The following is a 16,121-nucleotide window of genomic DNA, read 5'->3' on the forward strand; positions in this document are numbered from 1 at the left end:
AAACTCCAGCGGTTGCAACCCGGATCGATTACGCGATGCTTCCCGCACCCCGACAAGGTGGTGAGGCGAAGATCGTATCCTGCAACCCTTCCCACTCCTTAATGGTGTAGGTATGAAGGGCCAGCGCATGCACTGTGGAGGAGAGTTCTTCCGTCAACGTTCCGTAGATCATACGGTGACGATTAAGGAAGCGTTCCCCTACGAAGCGGTCGCTAACCAGTACAACTTTGAAATGGCTTTCAGAACCGGCCGGCACGTTATGACGGTAGCTCTCATCGACAACTTCGAGGAACACGGGATTAAACGCTGTCCTTAGTTTTTCTTCGATCTGTTCACGTATCATCATGATATTACTCCTCTGACAACGCTGAGATGTCACCCATCCCTTTAAATGTTAGCCGCTTTTACCGCTTCCATTACATCAAGACAACAAATATTTAGCTTTCGTCTGATTTCCTCATTCAAATGGATGAAGTTCACTGTCTCCCTCATACGTTTTGTCCCTGGTGCAGTAAAGAAAATGTCAGTGGTGGTCAGATTTCAGACAAGACGATGAATTTACATGCGTTGACCACTTCCCCTTGCCGTTAGCGATGTTATGATGGCGGCAATTTTTCTCTGTATATGCTAACGATCCGTTGAGAACCTGAAATGTTAAAAAAACTCTTCTTTCCGCTGGTAGCTCTCTTCATGCTGGCTGGTTGCGCCACTCCGCCGACCACCATTGACGTTTCGCCAAAAATTACCCTGCCACAGCAGGACCCGAGCCTGATGGGCGTCACCGTGAGTATCAACGGTGCCGATCAGCGTCAGGATCAAGCGCTGGCAAAAGTGACTCGCGACAACCAGCAGGTAACGCTGACCGCTTCCCGCGACCTGCGCTTCCTGCTGCAGGAAGTGCTGGAAAAACAGATGACCGCTCGCGGTTACATGGTTGGCCCAAGCGGTGCCGTTGATCTGCAGATCATTGTCAACAATCTGTATGCCGACGTTTCTCAGGGCAACGTGCGTTACAATATCTCCACCAAAGCGGATATCGCCATCATCGCCACCGCGAAGAACGGCAACAAGATGAACAAAAACTATCGTGCAAGCTACTCGGTTGAAGGTGCCTTCCAGGCCTCCAACCAGAACATTGCTAACGCAGTGAATAGCGTGCTGACGGATACCATCGCCGATATGGCGCAGGACACCAGCATTCACGAATTCATCAAGCAGAACGCGCGTTAATCCCGCACACTGACCCGGCGCTTCGCCGGGTCAGTCATATAGAAACATGTCCAGTCATTACTTGCGCATTTTCCAGCAGCCAAAATCAGCGATATTGCTGATCCTTGGTTTCGCCTCCGGTTTACCTCTCGCCCTCACCTCCGGCACGCTTCAGGCCTGGATGACGGTCGAGAATATCGATCTCAAAACCATTGGTTTCTTCTCCCTTGTCGGCCAGGCCTATGTCTTTAAGTTTTTATGGTCGCCGGTGATGGACCGCTATACCCCGCCATTCCTCGGCAGACGCCGTGGCTGGCTGGTGATGACTCAGATTCTGCTGTTGCTGGCGATCGCCGCAATGGGGTTCCTGGAGCCATCAACACAATTACGCTGGATGGCCGCCCTGGCGGTGGTGATCGCCTTCTGTTCAGCCTCGCAGGATATCGTTTTTGATGCCTGGAAAACGGATGTGCTACCGGCAGAAGAGCGCGGGACCGGCGCGGCGATTAGCGTTCTGGGCTACCGCCTGGGGATGCTGGTGTCCGGCGGGTTGGCCCTGTGGCTGGCCGACCGCTATCTCGGCTGGCAGGGGATGTACTGGCTGATGGCCGCCCTGCTTATCCCGTGCATTATTGCGACCTTTTTCGCCCCTGAACCGAGCGATGTTATCCCGGTTCCCCGTACGCTCGAACAGGCCGTCGCTGAACCGCTGCGAGACTTCTTTGGGCGCAACAACGCCTGGCTGATTTTACTGCTGATCGTCCTTTATAAGCTCGGCGACGCGTTTGCCATGAGCCTGACCACCACGTTCCTGATTCGCGGTGTGGGGTTTGATGCGGGTGAAGTCGGCGTGGTGAATAAAACGCTGGGGCTGTTTGCAACCATTTTGGGCGCGCTGTATGGCGGCGTATTGATGCAGCGTCTGTCGCTGTTCCGCGCCCTGCTGATTTTCGGCATTTTGCAGGGCGTCTCCAACGCCGGTTACTGGCTGCTCTCTATTACCGATAAACAGATGTTCAGCATGGCTGCCGCCGTGTTCTTTGAAAACCTGTGCGGCGGGATGGGGACAGCGGCATTTGTCGCCCTGTTAATGACGCTCTGCAATAAGTCGTTTTCCGCGACACAGTTTGCGCTGCTCTCTGCCCTTTCCGCCGTCGGCCGTGTGTATGTCGGGCCGATTGCAGGCTGGTTTGTCGAAGCGCACGGCTGGCCAACGTTTTATCTGTTCTCCGTTTTTGCTGCGGTTCCAGGAATATTATTGCTGCTGGTCTGCCGACAGACGCTGGAATATACCCAGAAGACGGATCACTTTATGCCGCGCACGGAATATCAGGGTGCTTATCGTTTTGCCCTGCGGCTGTTGCTGGTCGGCTGTGTGATGCTGGCGCTGTGGCTGATCCTGTTGATTATCAACGCCTCCACGGCGCTTGAACTGCCGTTTGAAGCGATCCTGCTGGACGTCGGCGGGTTACTTGCTGTCATCGGGATTGTCACCGGGGGTCTTCTCGATTTCATGGCACTGCGTAAAACGCGGCTGACCTGAAGCTAAAACCGAAAGGTTATTTACCGTGGTAATAACGATATGAAATTATAACGGAGAAATAACCGACCTCGGCTAGAAAAAATATTTGTTGTTTTGTGCTGGATAGGTTCCGGAAATTATTGGAACCTCCCCTGCTTCGCTATTTTTCGTTAAACGATTCAGCTTCTGGCAGATTAAATTTTCGTATTTCAATTGTCTTTTAATTGATACTTTTTTGTTAATTTATTGTTTATTTTTAACAATGGTTATACCAATTGCCCCGTTTGCGGTATCCTTGTAAGCCCTTTCGTTATAACTCCCGTACCATCGGGCTTTTGTCTTAAAAATAGACATAATTTGCAACACATGTGACACGTGCGGCAGAACCCGGTAACACCTTCCTGACACAGGGCTAATGATGTTTACAGTAATGTAACCTTCCCGTAAAATGCCCCCACACTTTAAACGCCACCAGGTCCCCGTGGAATTGAGGTCGTTAAATGACACTTAGGAAATACAATAAAAGTTTGGGATGGTTGTCGTTATTTGCAGGCACTGTTTTACTCAGTGGCTGTGATTCTGCGCTTCTCGACCCCAAAGGACAGATTGGACTGGAACAACGTTCACTGATTCTGACGGCCTTCGGCCTGATGATGATTGTCGTTATTCCTGCCATTTTGATGGCAGTTGGTTTCGCCTGGAAGTACCGTGCGAGCAATAAAGATGCGAAGTATAGCCCTAACTGGTCACACTCCAATAAAGTGGAAGCTGTGGTCTGGACGGTGCCTATCCTGATCATCCTGTTCCTTGCCGTGCTGACATGGAAAACCACTCACGCGCTTGAGCCGAGCAAACCGCTGGTTCACGATGAAAAACCGATTACCATTGAAGTGGTCTCCATGGACTGGAAATGGTTCTTCATCTATCCGGAGCAGGGCATTGCTACCGTGAATGAAATCGCCTTCCCGGCGAACACTCCGGTGCAGTTCAAAGTCACTTCTAACTCCGTGATGAACTCCTTCTTTATTCCGCGTCTGGGCAGCCAGATCTACGCGATGGCCGGTATGCAGACAAACCTGCACCTGATCGCGAATGAAGCAGGCACCTACGATGGTATCTCCGCCAGCTATAGTGGCCCGGGCTTCTCAGGTATGAAGTTCAAAGCTATCGCGACGCCGGACCGTGCCGCTTTCGACCAGTGGGTCGCTAAAGCGAAACAGTCTACTAACACCATGTCTGACATGGCGGCATTCGAGAAAGTGGCAACACCTAGCGAATACAACAAGGTGGAGTACTTCTCTAACGTGAAACCTGATTTGTTTAAAGACGTTGTGAACAAATTTATGGACCACGGGAAGAGCATGAACATGACTCAGCCAGAAGGTGAGCACAGCTCGCACGAAGGTATGGAAGGCATGGACATGAGCCACGCGGAAACCTCTCACTAAGGGGCCGAGGAAGAAAATGTTCGGAAAATTGACACTGGATGCAGTGCCGTACCATGAACCGATTATCGTGGTTACGATTGCTGCAATTATCATTGGTGGCGCGGCCTTACTGGGCCTGATCACTTACTTCGGTAAGTGGAGCTACCTGTGGAATGAGTGGCTGACTTCGGTTGACCACAAAAAACTCGGTATCATGTACTGCATCGTCGGTATCGTCATGTTAATTCGTGGCTTTGCCGATGCAATCATGATGCGTAGCCAGCAGGCACTTGCTTCGGCAGGTGAGGCAGGCTTCCTGCCACCGCACCACTACGACCAGATCTTTACCGCGCACGGCGTGATTATGATCTTCTTCGTGGCGATGCCGCTGGTTATCGGTCTGATGAACGTGGTTGTGCCGCTGCAAATCGGCGCGCGCGACGTAGCGTTCCCGTTCCTGAACAACCTGAGCTTCTGGTTTACGGTTGTCGGCGTTATCCTGGTTAACCTGTCACTGGGTGTGGGCGAATTCGCACAGACCGGCTGGCTGGCTTACCCGCCGCTTTCGGGAATTGAATACAGTCCAGGCGTAGGCGTCGATTACTGGATTTGGGCGATTCAGCTCTCCGGTATCGGTACGACCCTGACCGGTATTAACTTCTTCGTGACCATTATCAAGATGCGTGCCCCAGGCATGACCATGTTCAAGATGCCGGTATTTACCTGGGCATCTCTGTGCGCCAACATCCTGATTATTGCCTCCTTCCCAATTCTGACGGTTACCGTCGCGTTGCTGACCCTGGATCGTTATCTGGGCACCCATTTCTTCACGAATGATATGGGCGGCAACATGATGATGTACATCAACCTGATTTGGGCATGGGGTCACCCTGAAGTGTACATCCTGGTTCTGCCGGTCTTCGGTGTGTTCTCCGAAATCGCCGCGACCTTCTCGCGTAAACGCCTGTTTGGTTACACCTCACTTGTGTGGGCAACCGTGTGTATTACCGTCCTGTCGTTCATCGTTTGGCTGCACCACTTCTTCACCATGGGTGCGGGCGCGAACGTAAACGCCTTCTTCGGTATTACCACCATGATTATCGCCATCCCGACCGGGGTGAAGATCTTCAACTGGCTGTTCACCATGTATCAGGGCCGTATCGTGTTCCACTCAGCAATGCTGTGGACCATCGGCTTCATCGTCACCTTCTCTGTAGGTGGGATGACCGGCGTACTGCTGGCGGTACCGGGTGCTGACTTCGTTCTGCACAACAGTCTGTTCCTGATTGCGCACTTCCATAACGTTATCATCGGCGGCGTCGTCTTCGGCTGCTTCGCTGGCGTAACTTACTGGTGGCCTAAAGCGTTTGGCTTCACGCTGAACGAAACCTGGGGCAAACGCGCATTCTGGCTCTGGATCGTTGGTTTCTTCGTGGCCTTCATGCCGCTGTACGTGCTCGGCTTCATGGGTATGACCCGTCGCCTGAGCCAGCAGATTGATCCACAGTTCCACCCAATGCTGGTTGTTGCAGCCTGTGGTGCGGTACTGATTGCAATGGGTATCGCATGCCAGCTGATTCAGTTCTACGTCTCTATTCGCGACCGCGAGCAGAACCGTGACCTGACCGGTGACCCATGGGGTGGCCGTACGCTGGAGTGGGCAACCTCTTCCCCGCCTCCGTTCTATAACTTTGCCATTGTGCCGCAGATCCATGAGCGCGACGCATTCTGGGAAATGAAAGAGAAAGGCGAAGCGTACAAGCAACCTGAGCATTACGAAGAGATCCACATGCCGAAAAACAGCGGTGCGGGCATTGTGATTGCCGCCTTCGCAACGGTATTTGGCTTCGCCATGATCTGGCACATCTGGTGGCTGGCGATCGCGAGCTTCGCTGGCGTGATCATTAGCTGGATTGTGAAGAGCTTTGACGAGGACGTGGACTACTACGTACCAGTCCGTGAAGTCGAAAAACTGGAAAACCAGCATTTCGATGAGATTTCTAAAGCGGGGCTGAAAAATGGCAACTGATACTTTGGCGCACCCAACTGCCCATGCGCATGACCACGCGCACCACGATACAGGGCCGATGAAAGTCTTCGGCTTCTGGATCTACCTGATGAGCGACTGCATTCTGTTCTGCTGTCTGTTCGCAACCTATGCCGTTCTGGTGAACGGCACAGCGGGCGGCCCGACTGGCAAGGACATTTTCGAGCTGCCGTTCGTTCTGGTTGAAACCGCTCTGCTGCTGTTCAGCTCCATCACCTACGGCATGGCGGCGATCGCCATGTACAAAAACAACAAGAGCCAGGTTGTCTCCTGGCTGGCGTTGACCTGGTTGTTTGGTGCTGGATTTATCGGGATGGAACTCTATGAATTCCATCACCTGATTGCTGAAGGCATGGGCCCGGATCGCAGTGGCTTCCTGTCAGCGTTCTTCGCACTGGTAGGTACCCACGGTCTGCACGTAACATCTGGTCTGATCTGGATGGCGGTGCTGATGTTCCAGGTTTATCGTCGCGGCCTGACCAATACTAACCGCACACGTATCATGTGCCTGAGTCTGTTCTGGCACTTCCTGGACGTGGTGTGGATCTGCGTGTTCTCGGTTGTCTATCTGATGGGGGCGATGTAATGAGTCATACTAACGATCATGGCGCTTCCCACGGTAGCGTGAAAACCTATATGACAGGTTTCATCCTGTCGATCATCCTGACGGCGCTCCCGTTCTGGATGGTGATGAGCGGAACGGCTTCTCACACGGTGATTCTGGGCACAGTCCTGATCTCCGCTGTGGTGCAGATTCTGGTGCATCTGGTTTGCTTCCTGCACATGAACACCAAATCCGATGAGGGCTGGAACATGACGGCCTTCATCTTTACCGTGATTATCATCGCTATCCTGGTAGTCGGTTCCATCTGGATTATGTGGAACCTGAACTACAACATGATGGTTCACTAAGAGCGGCGAGTATGTTTAAGCAATACCTGCAAGTAACGAAACCAGGCATCATCTTTGGCAACCTGATCTCCGTGATCGGAGGGTTCCTGTTGGCCTCTAAGGGCAGCATTGACTACACCCTCTTCGCATCCACGTTGATTGGCGTGTCACTGGTGGTTGCGTCCGGTTGTGTATTTAACAACTACATCGACATGGATATCGACAGGAAGATGGAAAGGACCAAGAATCGGGTGCTTGTCAAAGGCCTGATATCTCCTGCCGTCTCGCTGGTGTACGCCACCTTGCTGGGCTTTGCTGGCTTTATGCTGCTGTGGTTTGGTGCCAACCCTCTGGCCTGCTGGCTGGGGGTGATGGGTTTCGTGGTGTATGTGGGCGTCTACAGCCTGTATATGAAACGTCACTCCGTCTACGGTACGCTGATTGGTTCTCTCTCCGGCGCTGCGCCGCCGGTGATTGGCTACTGCGCCGTCACGAACGAGTTCGACAGCGGTGCGCTGATTCTGCTGGCTATCTTTAGCCTGTGGCAGATGCCGCACTCCTACGCCATTGCGATTTTCCGCTTCAAGGATTATCAGGCAGCGAACATCCCGGTTCTGCCGGTCGTGAAGGGTATTTCAGTCGCCAAGAATCACATCACGCTGTACATCATCGCCTTCGCCGTGGCGACGCTGATGCTCTCTCTCGGAGGCTACGCTGGATACAAATATCTGGTGGTGGCTGCTGCGGTGAGCGTCTGGTGGCTCGGTATGGCGCTGCGCGGGTACAAAGTGGAAGACGATAAAGTGTGGGCACGTAAGCTGTTTGTGTTCTCGATTGTCGCTATCACCTCCCTGTCCGTGATGATGTCCGTCGACTTTATGGTGCCTGATTCACACAATCTGCTGACTTACGTCTGGTAAGCACGCTGATATGAACAAGCCGGGTGATGATAACCCGGCTTTTTTTTGCCCTGTCGCGCTCCGCTTGCACAGGCCTGCGTAACCGCCAGGCCGGGTAAAATGAAGCCGCCACCGGCAATGTTCAGCCCCCGTAATATCTCTTAAACAAACACCTATTTACCGCACTTAACACCCCGCCTACACTAGTGCCTGCTTTTGAACAGAGGTGGTAATGAACGATTATAAAATGACACCAGGCGAACTGCGCGCAACCTGGGGTTTAGGGACTGTTTTCTCGCTGCGCATGCTTGGCATGTTTATGGTCCTGCCTGTTCTGACTACCTATGGTATGGCACTTCAGGGCGCCAGCGAGGCGTTAATTGGTCTGGCAATTGGCATCTATGGCCTGGCCCAGGCGATATTTCAGATCCCCTTCGGACTACTCTCCGATCGCGTTGGCCGTAAGCCACTGATTGTCGGTGGCCTGCTGATCTTTGTCCTCGGCAGTATCATTGCCGCGCTGTCACACTCTATCTGGGGCATTATTCTTGGCCGTGCGCTACAAGGCTCAGGGGCGATTGCCGCCGCCGTAATGGCGCTGCTCTCGGATTTAACCCGCGAACAGAACCGAACCAAAGCGATGGCGTTTATTGGCGTCAGCTTTGGCGTCACCTTTGCTATTGCCATGGTGCTTGGCCCGATCATTACCCATAAGCTGGGCCTGAATGCCCTCTTCTGGATGATTGCCGTGCTGGCGACGATTGGCATTGCGCTAACGATTTGGGTGGTGCCGGACAGTAAAAATCACGTTCTGAACCGTGAATCGGGCATGGTGAAAGGCTGCTTCAGCAAAGTCATCGTTGAACCGCGTTTGCTGAAGCTCAACTTCGGCATCATGTGTCTGCACATCCTGTTGATGTCCACCTTCGTGGCCCTCCCCGGCCAGTTGGCGGCAGCCGGATTCCCGGCGGCGGAGCACTGGAAGATTTACCTGGTAACGATGCTGATCTCCTTCGTTTCCGTGGTGCCGTTTATCATCTACGCCGAAGTAAAACGTCGCATGAAGCGCGTATTCCTGGGCTGTGTGGCGCTGCTATTAATCGCAGAAATTGTGCTGTGGGGCTCCGGTCCACACTTCTGGGAGCTGGTGCTGGGCGTGCAGCTGTTCTTCCTCGCCTTTAACCTGATGGAAGCCCTGCTGCCATCGTTAATCAGCAAAGAATCCCCAGCCGGATACAAAGGTACGGCGATGGGCATTTACTCCACCAGCCAGTTTTTGGGCGTCGCCATCGGCGGTTCGTTCGGCGGCTGGGTAGACGGATTATTTGATTCGCAGACCGTATTTCTTGCCGGCGCGCTGCTGGCGATGGTCTGGCTGCTGGTTGCCAGCACCATGAAAGAGCCGCGCTACGTAAGCAGCCTGCGGGTGGAAATCCCAGACGGTGTGGAGATAAGCGACGCGCTGAAACAGCGGCTGGAAACAACAGAAGGGGTCAGCGAAGTGCTGATCGTCCCAGAAGAGCGTAGCGCTTACGTCAAAATCGACAGTAAAGTCACCAATCGCTTCGAAGTGGAACAGGCTATCAAAGCCTGAAAAAATGCCCGGCTTGCCGGGCATTTTCGTTTTTAATCGCGAAAGTTCTTAAACTGGAACGGCTGACCCAGGTCGCCGCCGCGCACCAGCGCCATAACGGCCTGCAGATCGTCGCGCGCTTTACCGGTGACACGAATCTCTTCGCCCTGAATTTGCGCCTGCACTTTCAGCTTACTGTCTTTGATGAGCTTAACGATTTTCTTCTGCATCGCGCTCTCAATACCCTGCTTAAGTTTGGCTTCAACAAACCAGGTTTTGCCGCTGTGAACGAACTCTTCCGGCACATCCAGAGACGTCCCTTCAATGCCGCGTTTTAACAGCTTGGCACGCAGAATATCCAGTAACTGATTGACCTGGAAATCGGACTCGCTCAGCACCTTGATGGTCTTATTCGCGTCGTTCAGCTCAAAACTCGCCTCTACACCACGAAAATCGAAACGTGACTCAACTTCACGGCTGGCGTTATCCACACCGTTGCGGACTTCCTGGATATCAACTTCTGAAACAATATCGAAAGATGGCATCTTTTCTTCTCCCTTTACTTTTGTTGCGTTGCATAATACCCGCAACGAGGCATAACTCAACAGAAGCTTAGCTGACGGCGCTATACTTAACCGACACGCCTGGCGCAGTTGCAGGTGAGGAGGAACAATGAAAATTACCGTGCTCGGATGCGGGGCCCTGGGCCAGCTTTGGCTCACCGCATTGTGCAAACATGGACACGAGGTACAAGGCTGGCTACGCGTCCCCCAGCCGTATTGCAGTGTAAACCTGATCGATGAAGATGGAAGTATCTTTAACGAATCGCTCACCGCCAACGATCCAGATTTCCTGGCGCAAAGCGACCTGCTGCTGGTTACCCTTAAGGCCTGGCAGGTCTCGGATGCCGTCAGAGCACTGGCGAACACCCTGCCCCGCACCACGCCCATTCTTCTGGTGCATAACGGCATGGGCACCCTCGAAGAGCTCAAAAGCATCCCACAACCGCTGCTGATGGCGATCACCACCCATGCGGCCCGTCGCGACGGTAATATCATCGTCCACGTGGCAAGCGGCGTCACCCATATGGGACCGGCGCGCGAGCAGGATGGCGATTACAGCTATCTCGCCGACGTGCTGCAGCATTTGCTGCCCGACGTTGCCTGGCACAACAACATTCGCCCACAGCTGTGGCGCAAACTGGCGGTCAACTGCGTGATCAACCCGCTGACGGCGCTCCTGGACTGCCCGAACGGTGAACTGAAAAACCATCCGCAGGAAGTGGCGGCCCTGTGCGCTGAAGTCGCGGCCGTGATTGAGCGTGAGGGCATCCACACCTCGGAAGACGATATCCGTTACTACGTCGAGCAGATTATCGACAGCACCGCTGAAAATATCTCATCGATGCTGCAGGATGTGCGCGCACAGCGGCACACAGAAATCGACTACATCACCGGCTATCTGCTCAAACGAGCCCGCGCACATGGCATCAACGTGCCGGAAAATATCCGCCTGTATGACCTGGTTAAACGTAAGGAGAGTGAGTATGAGCGCGTCGGCACTGGTATGCCTCGCCCCTGGTAGCGAAGAGACAGAAGCAGTCACGACCATTGATTTGCTGGTTCGCGGCGGGATAAACGTCACCACCGCCAGCGTCGCCAGCGATGGCAATCTGACTATCGTCTGCTCGCGCGGCGTGAAGCTGCTGGCCGATGCACCGCTGGTCGAGGTGGCGGACGGCGATTTCGATGTGATTGTTCTGCCCGGCGGCCTGAAAGGAGCGGAGTGTTTTCGCGACAGCCCCCTTTTGGTCGAAACCGTGCGCCAGTTTCATCTCTCCGGGCGAATTGTCGCCGCCCTCTGCGCTGCGGCAGCCACCGTACTGGTTCCCCATGACCTCTTCCCCATCGGCAACATGACCGGCTTCCCGGCGCTGAAAGACCGCATCCCCGAGGGACAGTGGGTCGATAAACGGGTGGTCTGGGATCCGCGCGTCAACCTGCTGACCAGCCAGGGGCCGGGAACCTCGATTGATTTTGCACTCAAGATTATCGATCTGCTTGTCGGGCGAGAAAAAGCCTATGAGGTCGCGTCCTCGCTGGTGATGGCCGCAGGGATTTATAACTACTACGAAGCGTAAATAGACACTGATATTCCCCTCAGGCTGGCCATCGCGCCGGCCTTTATTTTCTCTGCTGATAATTGCGGCGGGAATCACAATTCTTATCTTTCTTTCTGACACTGATTCTCATCATGCCCTTTCACCGTCACTAAAACTGCTTATTTTCATTGAGATACGGATTCCCTTTGTCGTTTCCCCTCTGTTTGACAGCCACAGGCTTCCGTGAAAAACTCACCTCAACTGGCATATACCAGTTAAACACTTCGCCCACTAAAGCGGTCTGGAAATGAAGAATGGCGAAGAACAGAAATCTCTTCTGGAGTAAGCAATGTGATTACATTTCTTGAGAACAGAGTCATTCCTGTCCTGATTCGCGTCGGTGAAAACAAAATCCTGGTGGCGGTGCGTAACGGCATTGCCCTGACGCTCCCCTTCACCATTACCGGCAGTCTGTTTCTGATCCTCGCGAATTTACCGATTCCGGGCTGGACCGACTGGCTTGGCCCTTACGCCGAGAAGCTCAGCGCACCGGTTGCCGTGACCTTCGGCGCCATCGGGCTGATTTCAGCCATCGGCATCAGCTACAACATGGCGAAAGAGTACAGCCTCAACGCCCTGACCTGCGCCATCATCACCATGGTGGTCTTTTTACTGGCCCAGCTTAACGATAAGTACCAGCTCAATGTCGATAACCTGGGGGCTGCCGGGCTTTTCTCCGCCATTATTCTCTCGATTCTGACGGTGCAAATTGTCCGTTTCTTTATTCATCATAACGTGGTGATTAAACTCCCCGAGGGCGTTCCCCCTGCGGTCGCCCAGTCTTTCGCAAGCCTGATCCCGGCGGCGGTGGCGATTACGTTAATCTGGTTCGTTAGGGTCATTCTTAACTTCGATATTAATAATTTCTTTACGCTTATTCTCAGCCCGCTGGTCACCGGCTTAGGATCGCTTCCCGGCATGCTGGTCTTAATCTTTTTGATCTCACTGCTCTGGTGTTGCGGTATTCATGGCGACAACGTCCTCTCCGGCATCACCGCACCGATCTTCCTGAAATACATCGCCGAAAATACCCAGGCCTATTTACACCACCAGCCTATTCCGCACATCACCGCCGACGGGTTTTATATCGTCTTTATGTGTCTCGGCGGCACCGGGGCGACGCTCGGGTTAGTCATGGCGATGATGCGTTCGCGCAGCAAGCTGTATAAATCGGTCGGCAAACTCTCTTTGCCCTCCGCAATATTTTGCATCAATGAGCCGGTGATATTTGGCTGCCCGATTGTCTTTAACCCGTTACTGATGATCCCCTTTACCTTAACCCCGATGATTCTCTGTACGTCGACTTACGCGCTGATGTATTTCGACATTATTGGCCGCCCGGTACTGCAGATCCCATGGACTATGCCGCCTATTTTCGCGGCCTGGTTTGTCACCGGAGGCAATATTCCGGCCGTGATTTGGTCAGTCTGCACCATTGCCATTTCAGCCCTCGTCTGGCTGCCGTTTTTCAAACTCGCAGAACGCAAACAGTTAGAAACAGAAGCGGCGGAAGAACACTCGCGCCGTGAAGCTGAAAAACTCCCCGATCCCATCTTGTAAAAAGGATTCACGATGAAAAAGCTCAAAATTGTCACGATTGGTGGTGGCTCAAGCTATACGCCGGAATTGATCGATGGATTTATCAAACGCTACGACGAACTGCCGGTCACCGATTTCTACCTGCTGGACATTGAAGAAGGGAGAGAGAAGCTGGAGATCGTCGGCAAGCTCGCCCAGCGCATGGTGGCGCAAGCGGGTATCCCGATGAACATTCACCTGACACTGGATCGGGAAGCGGCTCTGAAAGATGCCGATTTCGTTACTACTCAGTTGCGCGTCGGCTTCCTTGATGCGCGCATTAACGATGAGAAAATCCCGCTGAAATACGGCGTGCTCGGCCAGGAAACCACCGGGCCAGGCGGTTTTATGAAAGCCCAGCGCACCATTCCTGTGCTGCTGGATATCTGCAAAGCGATGGAAAAATGGTGTCCGAACGCGTGGCTCATCAACTTCACTAACCCGGCGGGCATTGTGACAGAGGCCATCACTCGCCACTCTGCGATTAAGACCATCGGGATTTGCAGCGGTGCAAACAGCATGATGATGGACATCGCCAAAGCTTATGATGTCCGCAAAGCGGATATCAACGCGCGCATCATCGGCCTCAACCACCTGATCTTTGCCGATAAAATTTACGTGAAAGGCGACGATTGTACCGATGATTTTATCGAAAAACTGGCCGTTGGCAGTGCCAATAACTCGCTGAAAAATATTCCGGATATCGGCTTTACCGCGCGCTTTGCCCGCGCGCTGCACATGTATCCGATCTCCTATCTCAAGTATTACTTCCTGACCCGCGAAATGACGGAAACGGCTATCCGCGATTCCGCAAATAAGGGCACTCGCGGTGAGCAAACGCGTGAAATCGAGCGCAAACTGTTTGAGCTGTACCAGGACCCGAACCTGAACCACAAGCCGAAAGAGCTGGAGCAGCGCGGTGGTGCGTGGTACTCCGACACGGCCTGCTCGATCATCAGCTCGATTTTCAACGACAAAAAAGAAGTGCACGTGGTCAACACAGTGAATAACGGCGCGACGCCAGATCTGCCGGATCACGTCACCCTGGAAACCAATGCCGTCATCGATAAAAACGGTGCCCATCCGCTGGCCTACGGCAGACTGCCGGTGAAAATTCGCGGGTTAATCCAGAGTGTCAAAGCCTACGAAGAGCTGACCGTCGAGGCCGCCGTCACCGGAGATTATGCCACCGCCCTGCTGGCGCTGAGCATCAACCCCATCGTGCCCTCCGCCGCCATTGCCGAGCAGATCCTCGATGAGTATCTGGAAGTGAACCATGCCTATTTGCCGCAATATACGAAACGCTAAGGAACTGCGATGAACGTTGAAATTGTTGAAGATTACCAGGCGCTCAGCGCCACTGTGGCCCAGCGCGTGATCGACACCGTCACCCGCAAACCGGATGCTCTGATCTGCATTGCCGGGGGCGATACGCCGCTGGGCGTGTTTGATGTTCTGGTTCGTGCCAGCGAAGAGGGCAACGTCGATTTTTCCCGCGCGGCGTTTGTCGGCCTCGATGAGTGGCTGGGGCTGGGAAAAGCCGATAAGGGCAGCTGTCGCGAGATGGTCTGGGGGCATTTCTTCAGTCGTCTGACGTTACGGGATGAACAAATTTGCTTCTTTGACGGCCTTACGACCGACCCTGAGCAGGAGTGCCGCCGCGTGGATCGTTTCATTGCGGGCCACGGGAGCATTGATATTATCGTGCTCGGCATCGGCATGAATGGTCATATCGGCTTTAATGAGCCAGGCGCGGCACAGGATACGGAGTGTCACGTTGTCGATCTGGATGAGGTCACCCAGTCGGTTTCCGTGAAATATTTCGGCCAGGCGCGCGACGTGAAACAGGGGATTTCTCTGGGGATGAAAACGATTCTGGCGGCGAAGTCTGTGGTTGTGATGGCCAGCGGTGAGAAAAAGGCCGCTATCGTGGCGCAGACTCTGCGCTCAGATATCGACGCCAGTATTCCGGCGACCCTGTTAAAAGCCCATCCACAGGTGCAAATGCTGGTAGATAAAGGCGCTGCAGCTCAGCTATAAACGCTCCGACAGGCGCGCTCGCGCCTGTCATCTTTCAATGCGTAGATTCTTAACCCGAAACAGATCCGCACGGTTATAGCTAATCGAATAGTTAAAGGCTTTTTTATCACTCAGGCGGGTGACTTCCGTAATTTTCAGCATCGCTTGCCCCGGTGTAATATCCAGCAGCGTAGCCAGCTCGCGGTCGAACAGCGCCGCTTCAATTAACGAATCCGCATCGCTGATTTTTTTCCCGGTGTACTCTTCGATATAGCTATACAGCGATCCTTTTTCGAGAACGGACTGTGGAATCACCGCGATGGTTTGCACTGGAATATTGGTGTCTTCGACCAGAACCGGCTGTCCATCCAGAAGACGCACGCGGCGGATAACCCAGACGTCGTCGCCAGGCTTAATCTCAAGGTGTTGTGCCAGCGAGGGATCGGCCTGAATAGTCGTGAAGGTAATTAAGCGGCTGGTGACCTTGACCCGCCCCTGGAATTCGCGAGAAAACCCCAGAATGCTGTCGCTCTTTTCATTGTTGAGGATATAAATATTGCTGGCGGTATTTTTCAGCACAAACATGCCCTTACCATGAATGCGCTCGATATACCCTTCCTGAACCAGATTCGCCATCGCTTTTTGCACCGTCACCCGCGTCACGTGATACACGCTGGCGAGATCGCGCTCGGAGGGAATACTTTCTCCGATTCGATACTTCTGGTCGAGAATATCCTTTTTTATCTTTTCTTTTATTTCCAGGTATTTATGCATACTACCCTCGCGGCGTCCTGA

16 protein-coding genes are annotated in these 16,121 nt (G+C 53.4%); 13 read left to right on the forward strand and 3 right to left on the reverse strand.

Annotation, left to right across the window (positions count from 1 at the left end; genetic code table 11):
* Positions 1–28 precede the first annotated feature (28 nt).
* Entirely contained in the window at positions 29–346 is a 318-nt protein-coding gene (bolA, locus tag ETG88_RS11995) for a transcriptional regulator BolA (protein ID WP_100777405.1), read from the reverse strand.
* A 305-nt stretch (positions 347–651) separates the two neighbouring features.
* Between bolA and ETG88_RS12000 the strand changes: the two genes are divergently transcribed.
* From ETG88_RS12000 to ETG88_RS12035, 8 genes are all read left to right on the forward strand, one after another.
* Positions 652–1,230 (forward strand): lipoprotein, encoded by a 579-nt coding sequence (locus ETG88_RS12000; RefSeq protein ID WP_100777406.1) that lies wholly within the window; start codon positions 652–654, stop codon positions 1,228–1,230.
* Positions 1,231–1,276: 46 nt separating this feature from the next.
* Positions 1,277–2,752, forward strand: coding sequence for a muropeptide MFS transporter AmpG (gene ampG / locus ETG88_RS12005; protein WP_102104295.1), 1,476 nt, complete (start codon positions 1,277–1,279; stop codon positions 2,750–2,752).
* A 479-nt stretch (positions 2,753–3,231) separates the two neighbouring features.
* On the forward strand, positions 3,232–4,179 hold the full coding sequence (gene cyoA, locus ETG88_RS12010) for a cytochrome o ubiquinol oxidase subunit II (RefSeq protein ID WP_100777408.1): 948 nt from the start codon (positions 3,232–3,234) through the stop codon (positions 4,177–4,179).
* A 16-nt stretch (positions 4,180–4,195) separates the two neighbouring features.
* Positions 4,196–6,187, forward strand: a complete 1,992-nt coding sequence (cyoB, locus tag ETG88_RS12015) for a cytochrome o ubiquinol oxidase subunit I (RefSeq protein ID WP_100777409.1) — start codon at positions 4,196–4,198, stop codon at positions 6,185–6,187.
* Positions 6,177–6,791 carry a cytochrome o ubiquinol oxidase subunit III gene (locus tag ETG88_RS12020; protein ID WP_095280996.1) on the forward strand — a complete coding sequence of 205 codons (615 nt, stop codon included), beginning with the start codon at positions 6,177–6,179 and terminating at the stop codon, positions 6,789–6,791. The genes cyoB and ETG88_RS12020 overlap by 11 nt, the downstream gene beginning before the upstream one ends.
* The gene (locus ETG88_RS12025; RefSeq protein WP_100777410.1) at positions 6,791–7,117 is read left to right on the forward strand and encodes a cytochrome o ubiquinol oxidase subunit IV; all 327 of its coding nucleotides are present in this window, start codon (positions 6,791–6,793) and stop codon (positions 7,115–7,117) included. Before ETG88_RS12020 ends, ETG88_RS12025 begins: the two co-directional genes overlap by 1 nt.
* A gap of 11 nt (positions 7,118–7,128) precedes the next feature.
* Entirely contained in the window at positions 7,129–8,016 is an 888-nt protein-coding gene (gene cyoE, locus ETG88_RS12030) for a heme o synthase (protein WP_100777411.1), read from the forward strand.
* A 211-nt stretch (positions 8,017–8,227) separates the two neighbouring features.
* The gene (locus tag ETG88_RS12035) at positions 8,228–9,589 is read left to right on the forward strand and encodes an MFS transporter (RefSeq protein WP_100777412.1); all 1,362 of its coding nucleotides are present in this window, start codon (positions 8,228–8,230) and stop codon (positions 9,587–9,589) included.
* A gap of 32 nt (positions 9,590–9,621) precedes the next feature.
* Here the strand turns inward: ETG88_RS12035 and ETG88_RS12040 are convergent, their stop codons facing one another.
* On the reverse strand, positions 9,622–10,113 hold the full coding sequence (locus tag ETG88_RS12040) for a YajQ family cyclic di-GMP-binding protein (RefSeq protein WP_095280993.1): 492 nt from the start codon (positions 10,111–10,113) through the stop codon (positions 9,622–9,624).
* A 127-nt stretch (positions 10,114–10,240) separates the two neighbouring features.
* Here ETG88_RS12040 and panE point away from each other — a divergent pair, with 127 nt between their 5' ends.
* The 5 genes from panE to ETG88_RS12065 all read left to right on the forward strand — a co-directional run bounded on the left by panE (position 10,241) and on the right by ETG88_RS12065 (position 15,347).
* Positions 10,241–11,152 carry a 2-dehydropantoate 2-reductase gene (gene panE / locus ETG88_RS12045; protein WP_129035467.1) on the forward strand — a complete coding sequence of 304 codons (912 nt, stop codon included), beginning with the start codon at positions 10,241–10,243 and terminating at the stop codon, positions 11,150–11,152.
* Positions 11,115–11,708, forward strand: a complete 594-nt coding sequence (gene yajL / locus ETG88_RS12050; protein ID WP_129035468.1) for a protein deglycase YajL — start codon at positions 11,115–11,117, stop codon at positions 11,706–11,708. Before panE ends, yajL begins: the two co-directional genes overlap by 38 nt.
* A gap of 312 nt (positions 11,709–12,020) precedes the next feature.
* A complete protein-coding gene (locus ETG88_RS12055; RefSeq protein WP_129035469.1) occupies positions 12,021–13,289 on the forward strand; it encodes a PTS sugar transporter subunit IIC in 1,269 nt (422 codons plus the stop codon).
* A gap of 12 nt (positions 13,290–13,301) precedes the next feature.
* Positions 13,302–14,615: a 6-phospho-beta-glucosidase gene (locus ETG88_RS12060; protein WP_129035470.1), complete on the forward strand. Its 1,314-nt coding sequence runs from the start codon at positions 13,302–13,304 to the stop codon at positions 14,613–14,615.
* A gap of 9 nt (positions 14,616–14,624) precedes the next feature.
* Positions 14,625–15,347: a glucosamine-6-phosphate deaminase gene (locus ETG88_RS12065; protein ID WP_129035471.1), complete on the forward strand. Its 723-nt coding sequence runs from the start codon at positions 14,625–14,627 to the stop codon at positions 15,345–15,347.
* Between the two features lie 27 nt (positions 15,348–15,374).
* Here the strand turns inward: ETG88_RS12065 and ETG88_RS12070 are convergent, their stop codons facing one another.
* The gene (locus ETG88_RS12070) at positions 15,375–16,100 is read right to left on the reverse strand and encodes a GntR family transcriptional regulator (RefSeq protein ID WP_129035472.1); all 726 of its coding nucleotides are present in this window, start codon (positions 16,098–16,100) and stop codon (positions 15,375–15,377) included.
* Between the last annotated feature and the right edge of the window lie 21 nt (positions 16,101–16,121).

The organism is Lelliottia nimipressuralis (assembly GCF_004115925.1).
GTDB classification, from domain to species: Bacteria; Pseudomonadota; Gammaproteobacteria; order Enterobacterales; family Enterobacteriaceae; genus Enterobacter; species Enterobacter nimipressuralis.